The organism is Vibrio sp. M60_M70 (genome assembly GCF_037162085.1).
Classification (GTDB): Bacteria; Pseudomonadota; Gammaproteobacteria; order Enterobacterales; family Vibrionaceae; genus Vibrio; species Vibrio diabolicus.
Map to the genome: position 1 here is coordinate 439,076 of NZ_JARLUL010000002.1, position 22,867 is coordinate 461,942.

Consider the following 22,867-nt stretch of genomic DNA (forward strand, 5'->3'; position numbering starts at 1 on the left):
CTCCTATTTAACCGAAACTGGCAGATAATGTGCCAACCGTCATTGCCCAGCCATCCACGAGTACAAACACCACCAGTTTAAAAGGGAGTGAAACAATCAAAGGTGATAGCATCATCATACCCATTGCCATGAGCACACTGGCGACAACCAAGTCGATAACCAAGAAGGGGATGAAGAGCATAAAGCCAATTTGAAAGGCGGTTTTTAGTTCACTGATGACAAACGCAGGCAAGACAACCGCAAAAGAAATATCCTCAACGTTTTGGTCGAGTGGTTCATTGGCAATACGCAGCATTTGCTCAAGAGAGCTTTGATGAGTTTGTGCCAGCATGAACTCTCTCACTGGTTTCTCTGCTACAGAGAATGCTTGTATTAGCGTGATTTCACCATTGTCATACGGTTGAAATGCATTTTCATGAATATCGCTCCAAACAGGTCGCATGATCAGCAAGGTCAATGCCAAAGCAATTCCAACCAATACGCGGTTAGGAGGGCTTTGTTGAAGACCAAGGGCTTGGCGCAAAATCGCGAGGACGACGATAATCCGAGTAAAGCTCGTTGCCATCAGAATGAATGCTGGAAGAAAACTGAGCGCCGTCATCAACAACAGAATTTGCAATTTAACGCTGTATTCTTGCTGTGTGTCGCCATCAGAAACGGACAGGATAGTTAAGCCGTTGTCTGCCGCCATGGTTGGGAAAGCAAACAAAAGTGACACCAGTACCAAAAGAGGTAACCAACGGTGCCAAGCGCTCAGATTTTTCATTGTGATGCCTACCTAAGATTATTGACCAACGCCACTCAATGCAGAGTCATGTACATCGATCAGACGAAGTCCGTACTTATCATTAACGACGACGACTTCAGCGTGACCCATTAGAGAGCCGTTTACCTTTACGTCTAAAGGCTCACCATTGAGCTTTTCAAGTTCGATAACCGTGCCTTCTCCGGCTTTCATTAAGTCCCCAAGTGGGATTTCTTTGCTTGCAACTTCCAGCGTGACAGTGACGGGAATACTTTTGAAAAAGCTAAGATCACGTTCCGCAGTTGCTGGTTCTTGTTGGAGCGTACTTTCAGCTTCAAAGTCTTCTAATTGAAAGTCGTCAAAGTTCAATTCTTCTGCGTCGAATGCATTCGTTTCTGGCGCTTCGCTCATCGCTGCGGTTCCTTATCAGGGTTAAAGATCAAAACAAGTTGGCCGTCTTGCTCAGCAATACGACCTGTAAATAAAGATTGGTTACCAATGCTGACTGGAACCGTATTAAGAAGCTCAATTGGTAAAATATCGTTAGGTTGTAAGCCAACAACGTCGCTCAACGGCATCTTCTTTTTACTTAAAACAACATTCAGTCGAACAGGCGTTGCCTCTAAAGAGCGACAGAATGGTTGGTACAAATCCGTATCGGGCTGCAGTTCAAGCTGCTCGATCAGTGTTTGAATAAGGTGGTTATCTAGTTTGAGATGAATTGAGCCTTGGTGATCGTCAAACGCGATGTTTAATTGCACGTTAATTCCAATCCCTCGGGGCGCTTCGTACTCACCCATTTCCCACATCTCACCTGGTGCAAGCCAACCAATAATGATACGACTGATTCGCTCTTGTAAGCGGAGGTCACTTGCTGTCAGTGTTGTTGCTGAACGCTCAGTGCTGGCGCCATAGAACCGATCTGCCAGTTTTATTAACGTGTGAGCATCTCCATGAACAAATACCATGCCGCCCTCTTGGTGTTGATAGGTTGACGTTTGGTCTTTATCCATTTTTATTGGTGTAAAGCGATGCAAGTCTACAGAGGTTAAGCTAGCTTCCACTTTACTCGTACTGAGCCAATTTTGTAATTCAATCGTAAGGCTGGAACAAGACTCTGAAATCAAGCCTTCAAGCTTTTCACGAATGATATGAATAGGTTTGCCTAATAATTCTACATCAAGTAGTTGAATATCAGAAATAGGCTCGCTAACTCTATTTTCCATTTATATTTTACCGTGCGTTAACAATCGAAACTGTTTTAACTTAATGGCGTGTAGTCTACACAGAAATTTTAATGATCTTTTAGTTTCAAACTCTAAGATTGTGACTTTAGTTCACATGTTGCCTTGAGCATATAGTCTTAATCTTTTAATAAAATTTAAAAAGGGTTAGTTTCCTTTATAAATTGCTTAATAAGAAAATATAAAAATATTAAGCGTTTTTAGTTGTTATTAACTTTTTAAAACCATCTTCATGGTGTAACAGCTAATTTAGATAATTAAAATATAAGACATTGTTTTTAAAGCTTAAATCTTGATTTCAAAGGTTTGGCTATGCTCTTGTGAGTATTTTGTAACCAGTTTCAATATTCAGAATAGGTAATTAACATGATTAACTATGCCAGTTATCACGGCTTAGTGGCATATTTAATTAAATTGATAAGGTCATGGAATTGTAAGATATACATGAACCCTAACGGTTTAATAAATTGTAAAATATTTATTTTTGTCAGTTTGCTAGTGTCTAAGGTGACATATTCAGGTGAGGTTGTGACCATCCCCATGGACCTTTCAAAGTGGACATATAAAGGAAACAACTTTGAATGCAACTTATTGCACTCAAGCACGCCGTATGGGAAGTTTTATTTCCGTTCGGAACCTAACAATAAAACTTATTTTATTTCCGATATACATTATGAAAATAATAAATGGAAAACGATTGCTCTAATAAGTCAAAGTGCCCCTTGGTCTAGTGAGCTTTATAGAAAAGAGTTTGCCACCCTTGATTTTACTAAGCCATCCCAACGATTTGTCTTCAGCAAAGGTGCTGATGAACTCATGGATTTAATTGCTACTGGTAATTGGGTGACGTTGTCACTAAAGGGAAGTGATGCTTCCTCTTTGTCGGAGATTGTGATTCCGACTATTCAAATTCAAAACGCGCTCAAGTCATTTAATGCCTGTCGAGCGCGTTTGCCTAAGCTTTCGTTTTCAGAGGCACGAAATCTTGTTCTGTCTTTTGACTTTGGTCAGAAGGCGCTCAGTCGTAAGCAGCAAGAAACGCTCGCAGCGCTAAATAGCTATGTATCTGTTGATGATCGTGTGACCAAGATTCTAATTGATGGCCACACCGATAACGTTGGTTCTAGTTTGGCGAACCTTTCAGTATCGCGTACTAGAGCAGAACAAGTTGCCGAGGCCTTAGTTGAACTTGGTATTGATAAATCGATGCTCGAAACAAGAGCGCATGGTTCTCGTTACCCAATTGCCAGCAATAGTTCGACGAAGGGCCAAGCGAAAAATCGACGCGTAACGTTGCGCCTAGTGAGAGATAACGAGCGAACGGCAGTGAAACACCACCCTGATGTACAACAAAATCAACAAACGAAAGTTAAGGTTCAATGATGACGAAAACGAAAATTTTGTTGGTTGAGCCGAATGAAGCTCTTGCTCAACCAGTATTGGATGTGTTGCAAAATGCAGGTTACACCGCAAAACACACTCGTACTGGCCGAGGCGCATTACTTGAAGAGCGAGCAGAAATCACTCTTGTGAGCTCTACTTTACCGGACATGTGTGTCCGCGAGTTTGTTGCTTGCCACCAAAAGCAACGTAACTCTGGTGTTGTTATCGCTATTGTCGATCAAGAGCAGGGAATCTTGGCGGCTGAGACGATGAAATCGGGAGCAACCGATTATCTATTACGCCCATTTGAAGCGAATCAGCTGCTCAATTTACTGAAGCGCGTTGAAGCGCTAGGTAAGCCAATGGCCAACATTGTTGCGGAATCTTGGCGAAGCAAACAGGTACTGCAATTGGCGCATCGTGCCGCTTGCACCAGCGCCAGTGTGTTAATTACAGGCGAATCGGGAACGGGTAAAGAAGTGCTGGCTCGATATGTGCATGAGCACTCTCCACGTATTGATGGTCCATTTGTGGCGGTTAACTGCGCCGCCATTCCAGAGTCGATGCTAGAAGCGGTTCTATTTGGTCATGTAAAAGGTGCCTTCACAGGAGCGACTAACTCTCAAAGCGGTAAGTTTGAAGAAGCGAATGGCGGGACGATTTTGCTAGATGAAATCGGAGAAATGTCCCCTGCAGTTCAAGCCAAGTTATTACGCGTTCTTCAAGAGCGTGAAGTGGAACGCGTAGGTAGCCACAAGGCGGTGAAGCTTGATATTCGTGTTATTGCGGCAACCAATAAAGACTTACGGGAAGAAGTTCAAAAAGGCACATTCCGTGAAGACCTTTATTACCGATTGGATGTTTTGCCTCTGCACTGGCCGCCTTTGCGTGAAAGAAAAGAAGACATTTTACCGATCAGCCAATTCTTTATTGAAAAGTATCAAGATAGCAGTCGCTGTCATCTATCCCAAGATGCGATCAGTGCGCTGAGTCAGTATCACTGGCCAGGCAATATTCGCGAGTTGGAAAATGTCATTCAGCGTGCATTGGTCATGCGTCATGGTGACTACATTACTGCCCATGATCTGATGCTGCCTATTGAACTTGTTGCGCCAGTTCCATCCGCTGAGCCAGCTTCAAGCTTTGGTCATGTAGAAGCGAAGAAGCAGGCCGAATATCAATTTATTTTAGAAAAATTACGTCAGTTTGGTGGAAACCGAACGAAAACCGCAAACGCGCTTGGAGTATCAACTCGAGCGCTACGCTACAAACTCGCAGCCATGCGAGAACATGGTATTGATTTACAGTCGGCACTAGGCTCGGCTGCCTAATAGGAGAAAAAATAGATGGCAAGTCAACCTACTCATGCGGTCTCGGCAGAGCAACTTATGTTGTCAAAAATGCAGGCGATGCAGGCACAAGTGCAGCCGCCAGAGTTTATCGTGAGTGCAAATCCTTTAGATCAACAATCACTAAACGCACCATTATCGTTCTCACAAGCGATGACAAATGTGTTGGATACAGTGAATCAACATCAATCAGTGGCTAGTCAAAAAATGACGGCCGTAGAAACAGGAAAAAGTGATGACCTAGTTGGTGCGATGGTCGCTAGCCAAAAAGCCAGCTTATCATTTAATGCTTTGATGCAAGTGCGCAACAAAGTCGTGACCTCATTTGAAGATATTATGAAGATGCCGGTGTAATTCATGTCAGAACTAACCCCCAAGTCGCCGGAAATACAGCCATGACCTCCGGCTCAGCACAGACATTTTCTACTGCGAATAGCATGGACGATGTAACAACGAAGCTGAAGCAAATCTGGTCGAGTAGCCAGAGAAACCTAGTGTTATCTGCCGTACTCGCTGCGATTGTTGCGGCAATCATTGTGGTCGCTCTTTGGAGTTCCTCACAAAGCTTCCGTCCACTGTATAGCCAACAAGAACGTTTTGATATCGGAGAGATTGTCTCGGTATTAGAAAGCGAAGGTGTAAGCTACCGTATGCAAGAGCAAAATGGCCAAGTTCTTGTGCCAGAAGGCGAAGTTGCGAAAGTTCGCATGTTGCTTGCGTCAAAAGGTGTTAAAGCCAAACTGCCAACAGGTTTGGATTCGCTTAAAGAAGACAGCTCTCTCGGTACAAGCCAATTTATGGAAACGGCGCGTTACCGTCATGGTTTAGAAGGTGAGTTAGTACGCACTATCATGTCTCTGAATTCAGTGGCGAATGCGCGTGTTCACTTAGCTATTCCTCGTCAAACCTTATTTGTTCGTCAAAACAGCGAGAACCCTTCAGCGTCAGTGATGCTTGAGCTGAAACCTGGCGAAGACCTCAAGTCTGAGCAAGTTGAAGCAATCATCAACTTAGTGGTTGGTAGCGTGACGGCGATGAAGCCTGAATTTGTATCTGTTATCGACCAATATGGCCGTTTACTCAGTGCAGATGTTGCTTCGGCGGAAGCAGGTAAAGTCAATGCAAAATACCTTGAATATCAAAAGAACGTTGAGAAGCAGATCATTCAACGCGCAGCAGACATGCTTACGCCAATTGTGGGTCCGAGTAACTTCCGTGTGCAAGTTGCTGCCGATATGGACTTTAGCCAAGTTGAAGAAACGCAAGAGATTTTGGATAACGCACCTGTCGTACGTAACGAGCACACCATTCACAACAACTCAGTTGACCAAATTGCGCTAGGCGTACCAGGTTCTCTAAGCAACCAACCGCCGGTAACTGGTGAAGAAGTAGAAACGAACGATAGCCAAAACACTAACGCACGCTCTGAAGTAAACCGTCAGTATGCAGTGGGGAGTAGTGTTCGTCGTACTCAATACCAACAAGGTCAAATTGAGAAAATGAGTGTGTCGGTACTGTTGAACTCGAAAGCCTCTCCGGATGGTGTTGCTTGGAGTGAAGCAGATAAAGAGCAGATTTCAAATATGATCATGGATGCTGTCGGTATTTCTGCGGCACGAGGCGACAGCTTAAGCTTGATGAGCTTCAACTTCACTCCAATTGAAATTGATGCGCCTCCTGCGCTGCCGTGGTGGCAAGACCCTACAGTACAGCAGCCAATACGTTACGTTATCGGTGGTTTGTTAGGCTTGGCGATGATCTTCTTCGTACTACGCCCATTGATCATGCACCTCACTGGCGTTGATAAGCCAGTACCAGAGTTAGACTTTGCAGAGCCGCAAGAAGAGCCTGATTACGACAACCTGCAAACGCGTGAAGAGCGTGAGCATGAAGAAGTGCTTGATCGTCGTCTATCAGAAAAAGGTATCTCAGCCTCTTCCGGTTTAGATGTAAACAGCGACATGCTGCCTCCAGCCGGTTCGCCACTAGAGATTCAATTGAAACACCTACAGCTTATTGCCAATGAAGAGCCAGAGCGCGTAGCCGAAATACTGAAACAATGGGTAAACATCAATGAACACAGTTCCATCAAAGCAGACGCTTAGTTATGTAGAACAAACCGCGCTCGTGCTATTAGGCATGGGCGAGGATGCCGCTGCGAAGGTTTTACAGCACTTTAGCCGTGATGAAACCCAGCGGGTGACTCGTGCAATGGCGAAGTTGAATGGCATTAAGAGCGATTCCGCTCGCGGCGTTATTCAAACTTTCTTTGAAGACTTTCGTGAGCACAGTGGCATTCGTGGAGCTTCTAAAGAATATTTGTCTAATACGCTACGTAAAGCATTGGGTAATGATTTGGCAAAAGGGCTGCTGAATACGCTGTATGGTGATGAAATTCGCAACAATATGCAGCGCTTACAGTGGGTAGAAGCAGAAACGCTTGCTCGTTTCATTGTGAATGAGCACCCGCAAATGCAAGCGATTTTTCTTGCCTATTTGCCAGCTGATAGCTCTTCAGCGGTGTTGAAGCACCTGCCACAAGATTACCATGACGAAATCTTGTTCCGAATTGCTCAGCTGCAAGACATCGATCATCAAGTTGCTATTGATTTGCATGAGCTCGTTGAGCGCTGCATTGAAAAAGTATCTGCAAGCCAAAGCACACCGCTATCTGGTGTCAAGCAAGCTGCTGACATCATTAACCGCTTTGAAGGTGATCGCGGGTCGTTGATGGAAATGCTGAAGTTGCATGATGAAGATGTCGTTAATGCCATTGAAGAGAATATGTTCGACTTTATGGTTCTTGGTCGTCAGCGTGAAGAAACCATGGACATGCTGGTGCAGCAGATCCCACTAGAATTGTGGGCAGTTGCACTCAAAGGTTCAGAAATTACGTTACAGCAAGCCATTAAACGTTCTATGCCTCAGCGTATGGTGAAAGCACTGGAAGACGATATGGAAGCGCGCGGGGCTGTTGCGCTAAGTCGTGTTCAAAAAGCGCGTCAAGACATCATGCAAATGGTGCGTGAGTTGGATGAATCTGGTGAAGTTCAGTTGCTTCTTTATGAAGAGCCAACGGTGGAGTAACGTCATGGTAGAGACAAAATCAAGTACGATGCGACTGCCGCCGAGTGGATACCGTTTGCACCGTTTTCCGCCTTTGGCGCAGCCTAAGGCTATAGAAGACGAATTCGGGCTAGATAACCAGGGTTGGCAAGAGCCGCAAGTTGATATTCAACAACAGCTTGAAGCCGGTTTTCAACAAGGTTTACAGCAAGGGCATGAGGAAGGCTTACGTCAAGGTATCGAGCAGGGTAAGCAACAAGGTCTGCTAGATGGGCAAAAAGAAGGCTTCCAAAAAGGCTTTGTGTCTGGTGAGCAGTCAGGAAAACAGAGTTTTCTAGAGGCGGCGAAACCCGTGAACGAGCTCTTTCATGCGCTGTCTCGCTGGCAAGACGAAAAAGAGCAACAGCAACGCCATATGATTTGTGAGCTGGTACAAAAAGTGGCTCAGCAAGTGATTCGTGCTGAGCTCACTTTAATGCCTCAACAGATCCTTGCTTTGGTGGATGAGACATTGTCTTCCATGCCAGGCAAAGCGGAAACCGTAACCGTGCATTTAAATCCGCAGGATTTAGAACGAATTACTCACATTAATGCTGATCTACCACAATCTTGGAAACTGGTGGCTAATACGGAACTTCCGATTGGTGGCTGTCAACTAGTGACCGATGATGCAGAGGCGGATGCAAGTTGCGACTCTCGTTTAGAAGCCTGTATGGACAATGTAAAACAACACCTTTTGGATGAAGTTAGTATTCCGCAGGTAGAATCAGAGCATGAGTAATACCTTAAGCCATGAGCTATTGAGTGAGCGTTTGAGCGAAGCATTGGCTTCGCTCGATTCAATCCCTGTTGCTCGCGTGACAGGGCGCTTGATTAAAGTAAACGGCTTAATGTTACAAGCCGTTGGGTGCCGGTTTAAACTGGAGCAGCGCTGTCTCGTAGAAACCGCAGAAGGCGACATGATCGAAGCGCAAGTGGTGGGCTTTGAGCACACTATTGCTTACCTAATGCCTATTCGGCGCTTAGGTGGCTTATTTGCTGGTGCGAAAGTCATTCCTCTGGACGGTGACAGTACCGTGCAGTTAAGTGCTCAGTGGTTAGGGCGAGTGCTGAATGGTTTAGGTGAGCCGTTGGACGACGGGGCACCGCTAAAAGGGGGAGATCGTGTTTCACTTGAACCAAAACCGATTAACCCTTTGAAGAGACGTCCTGTTGATACCCCACTCAACGTTGGGGTGCGCGCAATCAATGGACTCTTGACCGTCGGAAAAGGTCAACGCATTGGTTTAATGGCGGGCAGTGGTGTCGGTAAAAGTGTTTTAATGGGGATGATCACCAAAAACACCGAAGCCGATGTGATTGTGGTCGGTCTTATTGGTGAGCGAGGCCGAGAGGTACGCGAGTTCATCGAACGAAACTTAACCCCAGAGGCGCGCAAGAAGGCGATTATCATCGCAGCTCCTGCTGATGAATCCCCGCTGATGAGGTTAAGAGCCACACTGCTTTGTCATCGCGTTTCCGAGTATTTTCGAGACCAAGGCAAAGATGTTCTGTTGTTGATGGACTCTCTCACTCGATACGCCATGGCGCAGCGTGAAATCGCTCTTTCGCTTGGCGAGCCTCCGGCATCTCGCGGTTATCCGCCCTCTGTCTTCAGCGTGTTACCGCAACTCCTTGAGCGTGCGGGCAACAGTGAAAATCAGCACGGTAGCCTAACCGCAATTTATACCGTGTTGGCGGAAGGGGACGACCAGCAAGATCCTGTCGTGGATTCTGCGCGTGCTATCTTAGATGGGCACGTTGTATTATCGCGTCAACTTGCCGAGCAAGGGCACTATCCTGCCATTGATATTAATGCGTCTATCAGCCGTTGTATGAGTACCTGTACACAGGAGGCGCATAGCACGATCGCGAATAATTTCCGCCAGATGTACTCCAACTATCTTCAGGTGAAAGAACTGTTGCCGTTAGGAGGCTATCAACCGGGGCAAGATCCTGAATTAGATCAATCTGTTGCTATGTATCCAAACTTACGTGCGTATTTACAACAAGCCGCTAATGAGTCAGTGGATTACCCAACCAGTTTGACCGAGCTCGCGCAGCTTTTTCAAAGTGCTTAACCAAGTGGGAGTGGTATCGTTGAGATGAAATCCAAGTTAAAAGCAGTGGGTAAGCTGCAACAAATGGAAGAAAAGCAACGTGATCGTGTGGGTCAGCAACTTGATGCCATGCGCCAACGTCACTCCCATCTTTCAATGCAGTTGGAACAATTGTCAGCATTGAAAGGCCATGCGGGACAATCAACAAGAACTGTTCCAACACTGACAAGCGCAGCACTGATGAACTTTAATCGTGTCGATCAAATGCTGCAAAAAATGCTTCGCCACCATGAGCATGAACAAGCCGTCATGCAAGCGGAATGCGCGTCTGTACAAAAAACGCTGGAGCACAAACACGCTCGTGTTCAAGGGTTAGAAAAAGTGCTCGAACGATGGCGTACTAAGCAAAATTATGAAAAAGCGAAAAAAGAGCAAAAAATAATAGAAGACATCATCAACTCTCGTGTTAAGCGCAAGATATTATGATGTCTTGTCGAAGCTATTAGGAGCGCGAATAATTTCTGCGGCGTCGTCTTAGCCAACCAAACCAGCCTCCAAGTATGATCACCCCTGCGCCAAGTGCGCCACCACTACTGCCATTATCCTCAAAGCCAGATGTGTTGGTATCTTCTGGTTCAAAGCCGGAATCACCTTCACTATGATAATCTTCTGTGCTTGCTAAGAGGGCATTGTAACGAGTCTTCACTCCCGAACTGGTTTGGGCTTCAATCCATGTTGTGTAGTTTAGAACCTCAGTAAACACACTCGGAATCGCAGCGGATTCACAAACAGAAGAACCATAGCTCACAATACCGATTTGTTGATACATTCCGTTGTTGTCTTGATAGGTGAGAGGGCCACCAGAGTCACCGCTGCAAATACCGGTATAACTGCGCTCAGGAAACCCATTGGCACATAAGCTTTCTTGAGCATTAAACCCCGTCACTAAAGAAGCACATTGCGCATCAGTGAGTGGTTTTACTTCCGCCCATCGCAAATAATTTGGTCCACTTTCATCGTTAGTCGAGGTTTGCCCTAAACCGAATATCTGATAAACCGATTGGCTGCTGTAATCACCAAAATCTTGCGGCAACGTAATGGATTGAACGTTGTCGGTGATCGGGTGGGTAAGTTCAAGTACGGCGATATCATTAATCCATAAATCACTAGGCTCGTAATTTGGATGGATAGTGATAGAGCGAACATCTTTGAATTCCTCAACAAACACATCGTTCATTGTCGGGTTTTTTACTAAGACTCGCAGATCATTGATTGTCCATCCATCAGAAAAAACACTCGGCTCTACACAATGAGCGGCGGTTAAAATGAAGCGGTCATTAACAATCGTGCCGCCACAGATGTTGGCAAATTGATTAGCGCCAGTTTTGTGTAGAATGATTCGTGCGAAAAAGGGCAATTGATTTTGAGTGGCTTGTTGGCCGCCTATGATTGCCGTTGAGATGCCTTGCTCTGAATGAGCGTCTTCACTTTCAGCGACTGCACTCATGGGTACTGTGAGGCAGAGTACGCTTAACCATATTTGATACCGCTTCATAAACCATCCTTGGATGAAAATTGCTCTTTCTAACTTTATACTAATTTTTCAATGAATGTGCTTAACAAAAGGTTTCTTTAATTGAATGATTGTTGCAACCACGAGCGCAGAAGGTGAAACGATTCCAGCTTTAGCTTGTGTGGTGGGCAAACAAAGTAAAACTGTTGGTTAGGATTAATGACGGGTTTACCCAGCTCGATTAACTGGCCATATTTGATGTCATCTTTTACAAACAAGCGATGAGTCACCAATAAGCCTAAACGACGAGTCGTCGCCTGCACGGCTTGTATCGACATATTAAAAGTGATTGGTTTTTTGCTTTTAGGTCGCAGGATGCCAGTCGCATTCTGCCACACGTTCCAGTCATTTTTTCTTCGTTCGTTAGTGACTTCAATGATGGGATACTGCTTTAACAGTTGAGCGATATTTGAGTCATTCGTCTTAGCTATCAATTCAGGGCTACACACCAAAACCAGTTCATCTTCACTGAGCTTTTCACAGTAATAATCTTGCCATTCCTCGGTGTTTCCATGCACGAGTGCTGCGTCGATGCCTTCTTGTTCTAGATTAAACCTGCCAGACAGGTTGGATAAACGAACGTCTAATTGCGGAGCAAAGTCCTGTAAACTCGACATTCGCGGAATCCACCAATGCAGCGCCAAGGAATTCACCATATTAAGCGTAATACGTTGCAAGTTTTGGTCTTGGATTAGCGCTTCTGTGGCATCGACAATTTGTTCTAAAGCTGGCGCAACCTTTCGATAATATTTTTTACCGTCAGCATTAAGTTGAACTTGTCTGCCTACGCGATCAAATAGAGGTTTGTTGACCTGAGTCTCCAGTGATTTTATCGCCTGACTCACCGCCGAGTGACTCACACTTAATATCTGCGCTGCTTCTGTCATGCTGCCAGATTCCGCCACAGCGACAAATGCATAGATGGATTTTAGAGGGACTAATTTACGCATATTTTAGAAACCATAACATGATGAGAGATAAGTTAACCTGTAAGTTTTTCTTACATTAATGGTTAATATTACTCGCTATTTACAATAAGTGATATCTCATAAAATACTCCACATATTAAGGAGTATCGAATGAATGCAGTAAATAAATCTATTCTTTTCATGCTGATGTCTACGTTAAGCTTATCTGTTACTGGGTTGTTAGCAAAGCAGTTGACAGGTGAACTTTCCGTCACACTGTTTAGCTTCTTACGCTTTTTGGCTCCTGCACTTATTTTGCTTGTCTTACTTCGTTTCAAAAATCTTACCTTTCCTAAAGCTGGGACGTTAAAACCGATTTTGCTTCGCGCCTTCTGTATCGGCTTATCACAGTTGTGTTTCATCGCGTCATTACAAACGTTAACGCTGGTAGAAGGGGTGGTATTGTTTGCCACTGGCCCATTATTTATTCCTTTGGTTGAAAAGCTGTTTATGGGAGCACACATTCGCGTTTCAACATTGGCTGCTTTAGCAATGGCGTTTACTGGAGTGGTTATGTTGGCGGGAGTTGGTGGGGAGTTTACTTGGCGCTCGGATTTATTACTCGGTCTAGCTGGTGGACTCTTCAATTCCGGCTCTCAGCTTACGCTATATAAAGTGAGTAAAACTGATATGTCGCCATTAGAAATCAACTTTTGGGCGTTTGGGTTTGCTGCCGTATTTCTGTTACCGCTAACGTTGTTTAACGACATCGATGTTTTACTCAAAGCCAATGTGATGGAATCTACTGTTTCTTCTAATATGCTGTGGCTCGGCGTGATGTCCCTGATGATCATTAACACCCAAGTTTTCCGCTCCAAAGCGTATCAACTGGCAAGCAGCGGCTCTCAACTTGCACCACTTATTTTTACTAACCTACTGTTCACTGCGGTTTGGCAGAGTGCGTTTTTCGATGACCGAATGAGCCAAAGCCAAATTATCGGGATGAGTTTAATCGTGCTCGCAACCATACTGAACACATGTTGGGTTCGCTTTACGGCGCATCGTGGTGGCAGGTTACAAGCGAGAACTTCTTAGCCTGTCGGAAAATAGAGGATTAAGTTAGGCAAATCAGAGGTGTGGTTTGATTTTTTCTGACAATGAACTAGCGTCAAGAAAGGTTCAGGGAGAGAAATAATGCTTACGCTAAATTATTACGTTGAGATTTCGGCTACACCGCAACGGGTGTGGGAAGTGCTAACCGATGCTGAGTTATACACACGCTGGGCACAGGCTTTCTCACCCCAGTCTCAATTTGATGGGATATGGGAAGAAGGGCAAGACATCACTTTTTTTGATCCCGATATGGGCGGAACGCGAGCGACTATCGATATCGTGCAACCGCAACAGCGCCTTGAATTTCATCACATTGCTATTTTTAATCCGGATAATAGGCAGCAACTGGATGGAGATTTAGCATCTAAGTGGATTGGATCACGAGAGATCTATCAGATCGACACCAACAGTGATCGTTTGTTACTCAATGTCACCATTCATACGCACAGCGACTTTGTTTCTATGTTTAATCACGGATGGGAAAAAGCGTTGCCCCTAATAAAAGCCATCAGTGAGGAGCAAGCTTAAGTCTGATACTCATCTTGGGCTGACGGTACGTCACGTGTAGGTATACAATAGCACGCAAGATAGCGCACCTAAGAGAGTGGATGATGGAATTTAAAGTTGATACCCATACACATACGTACGCCAGTGGTCATGCGTACAGCACCTTGATTGAAAATGCAAAATTGGCGAAAGAGAACGGCTTGGATATGTTCTGTACGACTGATCACGCGGAATCAATGCCGGGCGCGCCGCATTACTGGTTTTTCTCCAACCAAAAAATCCTGCCTCGATTTTTAGACGGTATCGCGATCATTCGGGGTGTGGAATCTAACATTCTTAATACCGAAGGCGACATCGATATTCCGCTGAGTGTCGATCGTAACCTAGATTGGGTTATTGCAAGTTTCCATGAACCTGTTTTTCGTCCTGCAAACAAAGAAACTCATACGGAAGCGCTCATTAATGTGATTCAAAACGGTCGTATTGATGCGCTTGGCCATCTTGGGAATCCAAATTTCGACTTTGATTTTCAGGCCGTTTTAGCGTGCGCGAAAGAGCATAATGTTGCGATTGAAATCAATAACACCACGCTAAAAGGGAATAGCCGAGTGGGTAGCGTAGACCGTTGCCACGAGATTGCACAAATCGGTAAAGATCTCGGTGTCTTCTTCACAACAGGAAGTGATGCACATTTCTGCCATGATGTTGGTAATCTGGATTTGGTTGGAGAGCTAATGGATAAAGTGGGTATCGATAGCAAAAAAGTGATTACTCACACCGCTCAGCAGTTTTTGTCTTTCTTAGCTCTGAGAGGCCGTAAGCCAATTCCAGAGTATGACGACATTCGCAACGCATAAACTTGATTACATTTTAGGTATGCACCTGGCGTAAGATTGCTTTACACTGCGACCCGGAAATACTCAACTAAGCTAGTTTGTCGCCTTTTATGGCGTGGGTTATTTGGGTAAATAAAGCCGACACAGAATTCGGCACTATAAATGGAGAAGTGAAAATGTTACGTTCTTTAGTCCTAGGGTGTGCGATTGCGTTTGGCTCAACATACGCAATGGCGGAAGCGGTTGATTTAAAACAAAACATGAAGCAGATGAAGATGGAATTCAAACAGGCGGCAGAAGCGTCGGATGTTGAAACCATGAAGTCTGCAATTGATAGCTTGCAAGCAATCGTCGAGCAATCTAAGCGCGGTAACTATCCACCAGAGAAATTCGATACCTACTTAGAAGGCTTTAATAAACTAACGGTAACGTTAGACAAGATTGAAGCAGACTTAGACGCTGGTAACCTGCAAGACGCGAAAGCACAATTACGTGAAATTGATAGCCTACGTGAAGAATACCACGACAAGCGTAACCCAAGTATTTGGAGTAAGCTGTTCGGCTAATCGTGATAAAAGCTGACAATAGAATATGAAAATAGCCTGCCGTTTGGGTGGGCTTTTTTGTGTCTGTCAATTGCGTTATTGAAGAAAAGCTGTGAGGTGGCAACCACTTATTGATCCTGTTTTTGAGCTAGCACTCAGAATTAGTTACGCTGAATGAAATTTGTTAAGTCACCGTTATGCGTACATTAATTCCTTTTTATCGCTCCATGCTATTTGCTAGTGCTCTAAGTTGGGTGCTAGTGACGCTGATGCCTGTTATCAATGCTCATGGTAACAGCATGGGCGTGTGGGCGACGCTATGTACGCTTAATGGTTTTGAATTGGTTCAAATCGAAGAAAGTGACAATGCCGTCAGCCATAAAGGCAAACCTTGTCCTTTTAGCCACTTTTCGACTTTTCATCATGATTCACTTCCAACTACACCAATACTTCCACAACTGAGCTTGGTCATTTCTGAAAGCTACACTTTTTTGGCTCTAAGTGTACGATTTGAAACGCCAGTTCCTCGTGCCCCACCAAAGTTAGCGTTGATAAATTTCTAGCGGCAAGCCATCTGGATCTTTGAAAAAGGTAAACGCTTTGCCTGTAAATTCATCGATGCGAATGGGCTCTACCTCAATTTCTCTCGCCTCTAAATATTCTTTAACATGCTCGACATCATCCACTTGAAAAGCAAGGTGGCGTAACCCCTGAGCTTCAGGAAAGCTCGGTCTCTCTGGTGCGTCCGGAAAGCTAAATAGTTCAACTTGGCTACCGTCAGGTAAAGCGAGGTCAAGCTTGTAGGAGTCTCTGGCTTCACGATAATTTTCAGCAATGACTTTTAGCCCTAACAATTCGGTGTAAAAGCGTTTTGACCTTGGATAATCACTGCAAATGATCGCGACGTGATGAATGGCATTAAACATGGTTAGTGTCCTCGGAGACTAAATGCTCCTTAACGAAGTCGATAAACACGCGCAGACGAGCAGGCATGTATTTGGTTTGCGCATACTGCATCGCGATAGCACCGTGGTAGTTACTCTTGATCATCCAGTCCGGTAGCACCTCTACCACTTCTCCTTGCTCTAACGCGTCTTTGATCACGAAGTCATGGAAGATCCCAATTCCCAAGCCAGACTTAACCCCGTTCAAGCGCATTTGAGAATGGTTGACGGCGTAACGCCCGCTCACTGCAATGGAGTGGAATGCTTCCTCTTTAAAGAACGACCAGATGTTGTCTTTGTCGTTTTCGGCAAGGTAAATACAATCGTGCTGCTCAAGCTCAGTCGGATGCTCAGGCATACCGTGTTTGGTGAGGTAATCTGGAGAGGCACATAAGACAAGATTGGTCTTGCTGATCTCTTTGAGTACCAAATTCTCATCGGGTTTGTCGGTGAGCTTAAACGCGACATCAATACCTTGGCGGAACAGATCGATCTCACCATCTGCTGCACGCAGCTTAAGCTGTATATTTGGATAACGTTCTAGGAATGGCAACACAAACGGTTGAAGCACCGAATTAAGAAATGCTTCAGGAGCTGCCACTGTGAGTGCGCCTGTTGGCTCGGCATGATCTTCCGCAGATAGCTCAACGGCTTGCTGCGCGGCATTCACCATTGCGATGCTTTGGTCGTAAACCTTTTGTCCTGCTTGAGTGATGATCAACTTACGAGTCGTACGCTCAAACAATTTGACCGAGAGCGCTTGCTCTAGTCGGGTGATCAACTTACTTAAAGCCGATGGCGTCACGCCGAGTTGTTTGGCTGCAGCGGTAAAACTGCCTTCGTTTACCACTAAGATAAACGAAGCAAGATCAGGAAGTAGGGCAATGAGTTTTGGATTAACCATAATTGTTCAGTTCTGCGCAGCGGAATAACGATATTGTCTGGTACGGTTTCACGAGGTTCAAGTGTCACCGTCTCGCTTTAACGATATTTTGCCAAAAATGCATGGAGTGCATGCAAGCCAGATTCACCAGTATGGTATTGCTGCCAACAGTGATAAATGGCCGTTTCGTGGTCTGCAATCAACTCGATAGCTTCTCGCTCAGCGGTTGAATACTGCTGTGAAGCTTTCACTTCTTCATGCCACTCTCGATACTTCACCTCATAAGGTTCTACCCATTTCAGAAGAGTTGCCACCAACTCTTGCCATGGTAAACCAATCCACTTGGTTGCATCTGCCAAGCCTTTATCCAGCATCTCGTGGTGTCGACTTTTGATATCCATGCCATTTGTCAGCAGTACAGGTTTGAGCTTTTCTGCGGTGAGCTCTTCTACATCAATTAAGGTTTGCCACAGTGTTTGTTGTTCACTTTGGGCGTAATGGCTCAAGTAGTGGTTGAAAAAAGCGATGCCGTAGATTTCGCCATAGTAGGCAGACAGAACGTTATGAATCATGGTGAGAATAGTGATTTAAACAGGGAATTCCGCATTGTAGGAGGCGAGAGCGCGAAGTGTAAATACAAAAAGTGCTGCTGACAGAATTCGAACAGAACTTGTGAGAATTTTATGAGAATTCGATGAAGTTACTGATAGATTTGCTCGTCATTCTTAGAGGCAAGAACGCAAAACGTTCGAAACGTAATGCTTAACCTACTCAAGTCACGAACAAAGAAGTAAAGCCGTACACATATGGGCTTGGGTAGTTCAACCCTCATTAAAGGATGGAATCACAATGAAAAAACGTACCCAACTCGGACTCGTCATGACTTCAGTCGCTATGGCACTAGGCTCTGCATCAGTGAATGCGGCGCAATTGGAAATCACCGTGACAAACGCAACCAAAGGCATCTACTTTACGCCACTTATTGTTGCCGCACATGGCTCTGACCTTCAAATGTTCAGAACGGGTCAAGCGGCAACGCCAGAACTAGAAGCAATGGCAGAAGGCGGTGATATCTCTGGGCTTGCTAGTGTGATTGGTAACGCTGGTGGTTCGGTGGTTGAGAACCCTGCTGGTGGTATTTTGAATCCGGGTGTTGCAACCACCTTCACCTTGGACAGTGGCGATCACGGATATCTTTCTCTGAGCGCGATGTTGCTGCCAACCAATGACGGTTTCGTCGGTCTAGATAGCTGGAAGATTCCAACGGAAGCGGGTACATACCGAGCAACGCTAAGAAGTTACGATGCCGGTACAGAAGCGAACGATGAACTTGCGTCTAGCATGCCAAACCCACCTTTCATTACCTTTGGTACTGGCGGCACAGGCGTTGAAGCAACGGTAACTAACGACAAAGTTCACGTGCATCCGGGTAACCTTGGTGATAGCGATCCAACCGGCGGCATCAGTGACCTAGACAGCAGCAGCCATCGTTGGTTAAACCCAGTTGCAACCATCACAATTGTTGTGAAGTAAGGGGGATGTATGAAATACAGAATCTTACTAGTAGCAGCTTCAGTCGGCTTGCTCGCCGGTTGTCCAAGCGATGATGATAATGACGTAGTGAAATCGTACCGTTACACCGTCAACGTGGCGAACTTGACTGCGAATCAACCTATGTCTCCGCTTGCGGTACTCACTCACAATGGTGACTACCAATTGTTTGAAATTGGACAAGCGGCATCTGTTGAACTTGAGCATCTTGCTGAAGGCGGTAGTAACGCCGAGCTGATTGAATTGATGAACAGCAATGACAGTGTTTACCAAGGTATTTCAGGTAATGGATTGGTGTTGCCGGGGGCATCGGACGAAGTCACCATCACGGTTGATCCTAGTCGTTACGGTTACTTGTCTGTGGCGTCTATGTTTGTGAATACCAATGATGCCTTTGTTGGCGAAACGGGACTATCGCTCAAATCGCTCGCAGTGGGTGAAAGCTACGAAATGAGCATGAACGTTTGGGATTCCGGCACGGAACTGAACGATGAACTTGCTGCAACCATTCCGGGCCCAGCAGGTGGCGGTGAGGGTTTCAATGCCGCCCGTAATGACAGCAATGACGTTGTTGCATTCCATGCGGGTGTTGTTAGCCAAGATGACGGATTAGCAAACTCAGCACTCTCTGCGAACCATCGTTTCTTGAATCCAGGTGCGAAAGTCACCATCACTCGAGTCGAGTAACACAGGCTCCGATGACGTCTCCTTTCCAAAGCGCTTGTAGCCGAGCGATTTATCCCTCATGGCGTCATCGGAACCTTTTTATTACCTAAGGTGATACTCGCTGAATATAGCAGTAAGGGAGCACTTGGTGATATGAAAGAAATGTTAGTTTGTTCCGGTCATGTGCAGAGTGGCTTTACGTAAGTTAGGGAAAGGATCATGGAACGACAAGCTAGCTATTTATCGGCGAAGATTTTACTGGTGGAAGACGACGATGATTTGGCAGAACTGGTTCAGATGCATCTTAAGTTTCAAGGACACCAAGTGTCGCGAGCAACAAATGTCGCCGATGCTAAAGCGCAATATCAGCAACACCCCTTTGATTTATTGATCCTTGACCGAGGTTTACCAGATGGTGATGGCCTAGACATCTGCCATTATTTGCGTCAGCAACAAGATTGGATCCCAGTGCTTATGTTGACAGCAAGAGACGGTGAAATGGACAAGGTTGACGGTTTAGAAGCGGGAGTGGATGACTACATCACTAAGCCATTTAGCGTATTAGAGTTCCAAGCGCGAGTACGTAACGTGCTGCGCCGAGTCAGTCAAACCGCAGAGGCCAAAGTAGCAAATGAAGCCCTCGACGAAGCGATGGATTTTGGTCCGCTAAGAATCATTCCGGAGTTGCACCAAGTATCCCTAAACGACAAGGATGTCACTCTTACCGCGACAGAGTTTACTTTGCTGCAGTTTCTCGCGACTCGTCCGGGCAGAGTCTACAGTAAAGATGAATTGCTCGATCACGTATGGAACACCAGTCATTCTGGTTATCACCACACGGTGTGTAGCACCATTAACCGTTTACGCAGCAAATTGTCTTTGTCTGATTCAGATCATCACTTCATCCAAACCGTGTGGGGCGTTGGGTATAAGTTTCAACCAAGACACTAATGCAAAAAAGCAAGTCAAAATATCAAGCCAAGACAGTAAGTCGGCAGTTGTTTTCACCGTCATTTTTCAATCATCACGGGTGTTTCAAAAACACCGCTGTTTAAGGAGGCGATAGGATGAGCTTCAAATCTCGCTTGGTAGTATTTACCAGCTTGTGGTTCTGCCTCGCGGCGGTGGTGATTGCACTGACTTACAATTGGCAAAAAGAAACCATTGAGTTACGGACTAAGCAAAGCCTGCATAAAGAGCTAGCCAGCCACATGCGCGATGATAATCCGCTGATGATTGGTACGGATTACAACCCTAAAGCGCTCAAGTCGATCTTTCATACCCTTATGTTGATCGGCCCTGATTTTGAAATCTATTTCCTCGATAGCCAAGGCAATATCACCACTCATGCTGCGCCAGATGGGGCAAAGCTTATGGATTCGGTGGATCTGAACCCCATTCAGCAATTCTTAAACAACGAACCGCTTCCCATCTTAGGCGAAGATCCTCGTAATCGCGGTGAACACAAAGTGTTTTCTGTTGCGGCGATAAAGGAATTAGGCTCTACGGTCGGTTATCTCTATGTGGTGATTGGCAGTACCCGACATGACGCCATTGCCAATGCGCAAGTCGATACCCCTTACATCGCGCTGGCAGGATTGGTCTTAGTGTCCATTTTAGGCTTTGCTCTCGGGGCTTATGTGCTGGTCAAACGTAGCCTATTGAACCCGATTGAGCGTGTGACCAAGCAACTTCAACAGCAAGCCGAACATGATTTTTACCTGCAACCTGACTTTACTCACCAAGTGCCGGAGCTCGTGCCGATTGCGCACTCTTATCAGATGATGGCGAAGCACATTCAGCAGCAGTTTTTACAGTTGGAGTATCAGTCTTCTCATCGTCGTCAGAGCTTGTTGCAGCTCAGTCATGATTTAAAAACGCCGTTATCGAGTGTGCTTGGTTATTTGGAAACGTGGCGTTTGAAACATCCGGAATCTGATCCTTTGATTGATGTCGCGTTCCGAAATTGTGAGAAGCTCTCAACTCAATTGCATTCTTTATTAGACGCTGCCCGTAAAGAAGCCCCAATGCCAAACTACGAGTACCGCCCCGTGGATCTTGGCGCGTTGATGGCAGAATGTGCCGAGATGATGCAGAGCCAGCTTTCTCGTAAAGAAGTGGTGTTGAAAGTGGATATGGATAGCGAGATCCAAACTGTGGGTGACAAAGGACTCTTAGAGCGGTTGGTATTGAACCTGCTTGAAAATGCGTTGCGCCACAGCCCACTCGGTTCGGAAGTGCATTGCCAAGCGCATTTGAGTGAAGATAAGTCGCGAATCCTGTTCACTTTTGTCAATCGAATTGATAAAGATGCCGTCGGGGGCGCATTAGGAATTGGTACAAAGATAGTGCAGTCAATTTTAATGTTGCACCACAGCTACTTAGAGACGTGTGAGACTGACACTGAGTATCAACAAAAATTCGCACTTCTCGCTACTTGAGGAGAAGCGCGAATTTGGCTTATCGAATGACTACTTAATAACGCCACATACAACGCGCGCACCGCCGCCGCCTAATTTAGCAGGATGGTCGGAATGATTGTCACCACCAGCATGAATCATTAATGCTCGGCCTTTTAAATCTGATAATTTTAGGCGAGGCGCGACAACGGGCTGATTAGCATTGCCATCCATGTCCACGTAGAGTGGAGGCAGGTCGCCTAAGTGATTGTCATCGGTCCAAGGGTAGCCATGTTTCCCTGTGTTGCTGGGGTCATAGTGACCACCTGCTGCACCGCCAAGGACGGTTTTGCCATTCTTCTCCGCGCTATCGCACGATGGATTGGTGTGAACATGGAAACCGTGTACCCCTGATGACAAACCTGATAACTGAGGCATAAATACCACGCCATAGTCACTTTGTGAAATCTCAATGGTGCCAGCGCTCTTCTTGCTGTTGAGATCGGTCATCGCTACAGTCTGCGCAAGTACGTTAGGAGCGGCTACGAGAGTGGCAGCAACTGAAATGCATAGCAATCCTTTTAACATGGGACTTCCTTCTTTTTGGTTGTACGCTCAAGCACATATTAGTGAAAACTTCTCTTCCTTATGTCTGTTGAGCGGTGGGTTTATGTCAGAGAGTGATGTGTCTCACTCTATGGTCTTAAACTGGTATCTATCTGCGAAATCAGCTCTCCATTATTAAGACTTAACATATTGAGTTTGTTCAGATATAAAAAGAATAGACGTCAATCAAAAAATAGCCTGAATATTTTTAAATTAACGCAAAGTTAAATTTTTAATGACTTTATAACAAAGCTCATAATTGTTTTATAAAGAAGTTGTCGGAATTGTCTTCTATAAAAAATAATCAATTTAATGAATATTTTAATGTGAATATGGTTGTTTATAGGTTTGTGGTCAAACTGTTGCTTATATCATCAAATAAGATAAAAAATTGGAACTAAAGTCACTTAATGGCAGAGGAAAAAATTAAACTCTGGTTTTAATGGGTAA

General features: G+C 45.3%; 26 protein-coding genes. 17 read left to right on the forward strand and 9 right to left on the reverse strand.

All coding sequences use genetic code 11. The annotated features are described in order from the left end of the window. Positions 1-7: 7 nt before the first annotated feature. From fliP to P4S59_RS17775, 3 genes are read right to left on the reverse strand one after another with little or no spacing between them, the layout of a single operon-like run. Positions 8-766, reverse strand: coding sequence for a flagellar type III secretion system pore protein FliP (gene fliP / locus P4S59_RS17765; protein WP_005398045.1), 759 nt, complete (start codon positions 764-766; stop codon positions 8-10). Positions 767-784: 18 nt separating this feature from the next. Next, positions 785-1,156 (reverse strand): flagellar motor switch protein FliN, encoded by a 372-nt coding sequence (gene fliN, locus P4S59_RS17770; RefSeq protein ID WP_005398044.1) that lies wholly within the window; start codon positions 1,154-1,156, stop codon positions 785-787. Continuing rightward, on the reverse strand, positions 1,153-1,971 hold the full coding sequence (locus tag P4S59_RS17775; RefSeq protein WP_170902723.1) for a FliM/FliN family flagellar motor switch protein: 819 nt from the start codon (positions 1,969-1,971) through the stop codon (positions 1,153-1,155). The genes fliN and P4S59_RS17775 overlap by 4 nt, the downstream gene beginning before the upstream one ends. 384 nt (positions 1,972-2,355) lie before the next feature. On the opposite strand from P4S59_RS17775, the gene P4S59_RS17780 reads away from it, so the two are divergent. The 8 genes from P4S59_RS17780 to fliJ are packed head-to-tail and all read left to right on the forward strand — an operon-like array spanning position 2,356 to position 10,372. Next, positions 2,356-3,372 (forward strand): MotY family protein, encoded by a 1,017-nt coding sequence (locus P4S59_RS17780; protein ID WP_337168785.1) that lies wholly within the window; start codon positions 2,356-2,358, stop codon positions 3,370-3,372. Beyond that, a complete protein-coding gene (locus P4S59_RS17785; protein WP_006741978.1) occupies positions 3,372-4,703 on the forward strand; it encodes a sigma-54 interaction domain-containing protein in 1,332 nt (443 codons plus the stop codon). Before P4S59_RS17780 ends, P4S59_RS17785 begins: the two co-directional genes overlap by 1 nt. A 15-nt stretch (positions 4,704-4,718) precedes the next feature. Continuing rightward, on the forward strand, positions 4,719-5,075 hold the full coding sequence (gene fliE, locus P4S59_RS17790) for a flagellar hook-basal body complex protein FliE (protein ID WP_005375045.1): 357 nt from the start codon (positions 4,719-4,721) through the stop codon (positions 5,073-5,075). Between the two features lie 41 nt (positions 5,076-5,116). Further along, positions 5,117-6,826 carry a flagellar basal-body MS-ring/collar protein FliF gene (gene fliF, locus P4S59_RS17795; protein WP_005394837.1) on the forward strand — a complete coding sequence of 570 codons (1,710 nt, stop codon included), beginning with the start codon at positions 5,117-5,119 and terminating at the stop codon, positions 6,824-6,826. Continuing rightward, a complete protein-coding gene (locus tag P4S59_RS17800) occupies positions 6,795-7,808 on the forward strand; it encodes a flagellar motor switch protein FliG (protein WP_005394839.1) in 1,014 nt (337 codons plus the stop codon). Before fliF ends, P4S59_RS17800 begins: the two co-directional genes overlap by 32 nt. Positions 7,809-7,812: 4 nt before the next feature. Then, positions 7,813-8,568 (forward strand): flagellar assembly protein FliH, encoded by a 756-nt coding sequence (gene fliH, locus P4S59_RS17805; protein WP_152813198.1) that lies wholly within the window; start codon positions 7,813-7,815, stop codon positions 8,566-8,568. Then, complete coding sequence (fliI, locus tag P4S59_RS17810; protein ID WP_005394843.1) at positions 8,561-9,907, forward strand: flagellar protein export ATPase FliI; 1,347 nt, start codon at positions 8,561-8,563, stop codon at positions 9,905-9,907. The genes fliH and fliI overlap by 8 nt, the downstream gene beginning before the upstream one ends. A gap of 24 nt (positions 9,908-9,931) precedes the next feature. Further along, on the forward strand, positions 9,932-10,372 hold the full coding sequence (gene fliJ / locus P4S59_RS17815; RefSeq protein WP_005394844.1) for a flagellar export protein FliJ: 441 nt from the start codon (positions 9,932-9,934) through the stop codon (positions 10,370-10,372). Positions 10,373-10,388: 16 nt separating this feature from the next. Here the strand turns inward: fliJ and P4S59_RS17820 are convergent, their stop codons facing one another. Together P4S59_RS17820 and P4S59_RS17825 are read right to left on the reverse strand one after the other, a co-directional pair. Further along, positions 10,389-11,393 carry a S1 family peptidase gene (locus P4S59_RS17820; RefSeq protein WP_443089052.1) on the reverse strand — a complete coding sequence of 335 codons (1,005 nt, stop codon included), beginning with the start codon at positions 11,391-11,393 and terminating at the stop codon, positions 10,389-10,391. Positions 11,394-11,518: 125 nt separating this feature from the next. Continuing rightward, positions 11,519-12,409: a LysR substrate-binding domain-containing protein gene (locus tag P4S59_RS17825; protein WP_006741976.1), complete on the reverse strand. Its 891-nt coding sequence runs from the start codon at positions 12,407-12,409 to the stop codon at positions 11,519-11,521. Positions 12,410-12,538: 129 nt separating this feature from the next. Here P4S59_RS17825 and P4S59_RS17830 point away from each other — a divergent pair, with 129 nt between their 5' ends. The 5 genes from P4S59_RS17830 to P4S59_RS17850 all read left to right on the forward strand — a co-directional run bounded on the left by P4S59_RS17830 (position 12,539) and on the right by P4S59_RS17850 (position 15,931). Further along, complete coding sequence (locus P4S59_RS17830; protein ID WP_337168787.1) at positions 12,539-13,462, forward strand: DMT family transporter; 924 nt, start codon at positions 12,539-12,541, stop codon at positions 13,460-13,462. 99 nt (positions 13,463-13,561) lie between these two features. Beyond that, complete coding sequence (locus P4S59_RS17835; protein WP_337168788.1) at positions 13,562-14,008, forward strand: SRPBCC family protein; 447 nt, start codon at positions 13,562-13,564, stop codon at positions 14,006-14,008. 83 nt (positions 14,009-14,091) lie between these two features. Further along, positions 14,092-14,844: a phosphatase gene (locus P4S59_RS17840; RefSeq protein WP_193621603.1), complete on the forward strand. Its 753-nt coding sequence runs from the start codon at positions 14,092-14,094 to the stop codon at positions 14,842-14,844. 155 nt (positions 14,845-14,999) lie between these two features. Further along, on the forward strand, positions 15,000-15,389 hold the full coding sequence (locus P4S59_RS17845; RefSeq protein ID WP_337168789.1) for a cytochrome b562: 390 nt from the start codon (positions 15,000-15,002) through the stop codon (positions 15,387-15,389). 176 nt (positions 15,390-15,565) lie between these two features. Beyond that, positions 15,566-15,931, forward strand: coding sequence for a hypothetical protein (locus P4S59_RS17850; protein WP_443089047.1), 366 nt, complete (start codon positions 15,566-15,568; stop codon positions 15,929-15,931). Here the strand turns inward: P4S59_RS17850 and gloA2 are convergent. The 3 genes from gloA2 to P4S59_RS17865 form a co-directional block, all read right to left on the reverse strand. After that, complete coding sequence (gene gloA2, locus P4S59_RS17855) at positions 15,911-16,294, reverse strand: SMU1112c/YaeR family gloxylase I-like metalloprotein (protein WP_337168790.1); 384 nt, start codon at positions 16,292-16,294, stop codon at positions 15,911-15,913. The genes P4S59_RS17850 and gloA2 overlap by 21 nt on opposite strands. Next, a complete protein-coding gene (locus P4S59_RS17860) occupies positions 16,287-17,216 on the reverse strand; it encodes a LysR family transcriptional regulator (protein WP_124008081.1) in 930 nt (309 codons plus the stop codon). The genes gloA2 and P4S59_RS17860 overlap by 8 nt, the downstream gene beginning before the upstream one ends. Before the next feature lie 77 nt (positions 17,217-17,293). After that, the gene (locus P4S59_RS17865) at positions 17,294-17,767 is read right to left on the reverse strand and encodes a hypothetical protein (protein WP_337168791.1); all 474 of its coding nucleotides are present in this window, start codon (positions 17,765-17,767) and stop codon (positions 17,294-17,296) included. A 277-nt stretch (positions 17,768-18,044) separates the two neighbouring features. Here P4S59_RS17865 and P4S59_RS17870 point away from each other — a divergent pair, with 277 nt between their 5' ends. The 4 genes from P4S59_RS17870 to P4S59_RS17885 all read left to right on the forward strand — a co-directional run bounded on the left by P4S59_RS17870 (position 18,045) and on the right by P4S59_RS17885 (position 21,853). Then, a complete protein-coding gene (locus P4S59_RS17870) occupies positions 18,045-18,728 on the forward strand; it encodes a spondin domain-containing protein (RefSeq protein WP_337168792.1) in 684 nt (227 codons plus the stop codon). Between the two features lie 9 nt (positions 18,729-18,737). Next, entirely contained in the window at positions 18,738-19,433 is a 696-nt protein-coding gene (locus P4S59_RS17875) for a spondin domain-containing protein (protein ID WP_005383999.1), read from the forward strand. A 198-nt stretch (positions 19,434-19,631) separates the two neighbouring features. Beyond that, positions 19,632-20,363, forward strand: coding sequence for a response regulator transcription factor (locus P4S59_RS17880; protein ID WP_048625388.1), 732 nt, complete (start codon positions 19,632-19,634; stop codon positions 20,361-20,363). A gap of 116 nt (positions 20,364-20,479) precedes the next feature. Continuing rightward, entirely contained in the window at positions 20,480-21,853 is a 1,374-nt protein-coding gene (locus P4S59_RS17885; RefSeq protein WP_256949555.1) for a sensor histidine kinase, read from the forward strand. 30 nt (positions 21,854-21,883) lie between these two features. Here P4S59_RS17885 and P4S59_RS17890 read toward each other — a convergent pair whose 3' ends face one another. After that, positions 21,884-22,399: a superoxide dismutase family protein gene (locus P4S59_RS17890; RefSeq protein WP_005394862.1), complete on the reverse strand. Its 516-nt coding sequence runs from the start codon at positions 22,397-22,399 to the stop codon at positions 21,884-21,886. Between the last annotated feature and the right edge of the window lie 468 nt (positions 22,400-22,867).

What these genes read in the sequence shown, in the direction of transcription:
- fliP (WP_005398045.1), bottom strand. Translation starts at nt 766, where the DNA reads ATGAAAAATCTGAGCGCTTGGCACCGTTGGTTACCTCTTTTGGTACTG.
- fliN (WP_005398044.1), bottom strand. Translation starts at nt 1,156, where the DNA reads ATGAGCGAAGCGCCAGAAACGAATGCATTCGACGCAGAAGAATTGAAC.
- P4S59_RS17775 (WP_170902723.1), bottom strand. Translation starts at nt 1,971, where the DNA reads ATGGAAAATAGAGTTAGCGAGCCTATTTCTGATATTCAACTACTTGAT.
- P4S59_RS17780 (WP_337168785.1), top strand. Translation starts at nt 2,356, where the DNA reads ATGATTAACTATGCCAGTTATCACGGCTTAGTGGCATATTTAATTAAA.
- P4S59_RS17785 (WP_006741978.1), top strand. Translation starts at nt 3,372, where the DNA reads ATGACGAAAACGAAAATTTTGTTGGTTGAGCCGAATGAAGCTCTTGCT.
- fliE (WP_005375045.1), top strand. Translation starts at nt 4,719, where the DNA reads ATGGCAAGTCAACCTACTCATGCGGTCTCGGCAGAGCAACTTATGTTG.
- fliF (WP_005394837.1), top strand. Translation starts at nt 5,117, where the DNA reads ATGACCTCCGGCTCAGCACAGACATTTTCTACTGCGAATAGCATGGAC.
- P4S59_RS17800 (WP_005394839.1), top strand. Translation starts at nt 6,795, where the DNA reads ATGAACACAGTTCCATCAAAGCAGACGCTTAGTTATGTAGAACAAACC.
- fliH (WP_152813198.1), top strand. Translation starts at nt 7,813, where the DNA reads ATGGTAGAGACAAAATCAAGTACGATGCGACTGCCGCCGAGTGGATAC.
- fliI (WP_005394843.1), top strand. Translation starts at nt 8,561, where the DNA reads ATGAGTAATACCTTAAGCCATGAGCTATTGAGTGAGCGTTTGAGCGAA.
- fliJ (WP_005394844.1), top strand. Translation starts at nt 9,932, where the DNA reads ATGAAATCCAAGTTAAAAGCAGTGGGTAAGCTGCAACAAATGGAAGAA.
- P4S59_RS17820 (WP_443089052.1), bottom strand. Translation starts at nt 11,393, where the DNA reads ATGAGTGCAGTCGCTGAAAGTGAAGACGCTCATTCAGAGCAAGGCATC.
- P4S59_RS17825 (WP_006741976.1), bottom strand. Translation starts at nt 12,409, where the DNA reads ATGCGTAAATTAGTCCCTCTAAAATCCATCTATGCATTTGTCGCTGTG.
- P4S59_RS17830 (WP_337168787.1), top strand. Translation starts at nt 12,539, where the DNA reads ATGAATGCAGTAAATAAATCTATTCTTTTCATGCTGATGTCTACGTTA.
- P4S59_RS17835 (WP_337168788.1), top strand. Translation starts at nt 13,562, where the DNA reads ATGCTTACGCTAAATTATTACGTTGAGATTTCGGCTACACCGCAACGG.
- P4S59_RS17840 (WP_193621603.1), top strand. Translation starts at nt 14,092, where the DNA reads ATGGAATTTAAAGTTGATACCCATACACATACGTACGCCAGTGGTCAT.
- P4S59_RS17845 (WP_337168789.1), top strand. Translation starts at nt 15,000, where the DNA reads ATGTTACGTTCTTTAGTCCTAGGGTGTGCGATTGCGTTTGGCTCAACA.
- P4S59_RS17850 (WP_443089047.1), top strand. Translation starts at nt 15,566, where the DNA reads ATGCGTACATTAATTCCTTTTTATCGCTCCATGCTATTTGCTAGTGCT.
- gloA2 (WP_337168790.1), bottom strand. Translation starts at nt 16,294, where the DNA reads ATGTTTAATGCCATTCATCACGTCGCGATCATTTGCAGTGATTATCCA.
- P4S59_RS17860 (WP_124008081.1), bottom strand. Translation starts at nt 17,216, where the DNA reads ATGGTTAATCCAAAACTCATTGCCCTACTTCCTGATCTTGCTTCGTTT.
- P4S59_RS17865 (WP_337168791.1), bottom strand. Translation starts at nt 17,767, where the DNA reads ATGATTCATAACGTTCTGTCTGCCTACTATGGCGAAATCTACGGCATC.
- P4S59_RS17870 (WP_337168792.1), top strand. Translation starts at nt 18,045, where the DNA reads ATGAAAAAACGTACCCAACTCGGACTCGTCATGACTTCAGTCGCTATG.
- P4S59_RS17875 (WP_005383999.1), top strand. Translation starts at nt 18,738, where the DNA reads ATGAAATACAGAATCTTACTAGTAGCAGCTTCAGTCGGCTTGCTCGCC.
- P4S59_RS17880 (WP_048625388.1), top strand. Translation starts at nt 19,632, where the DNA reads ATGGAACGACAAGCTAGCTATTTATCGGCGAAGATTTTACTGGTGGAA.
- P4S59_RS17885 (WP_256949555.1), top strand. Translation starts at nt 20,480, where the DNA reads ATGAGCTTCAAATCTCGCTTGGTAGTATTTACCAGCTTGTGGTTCTGC.
- P4S59_RS17890 (WP_005394862.1), bottom strand. Translation starts at nt 22,399, where the DNA reads ATGTTAAAAGGATTGCTATGCATTTCAGTTGCTGCCACTCTCGTAGCC.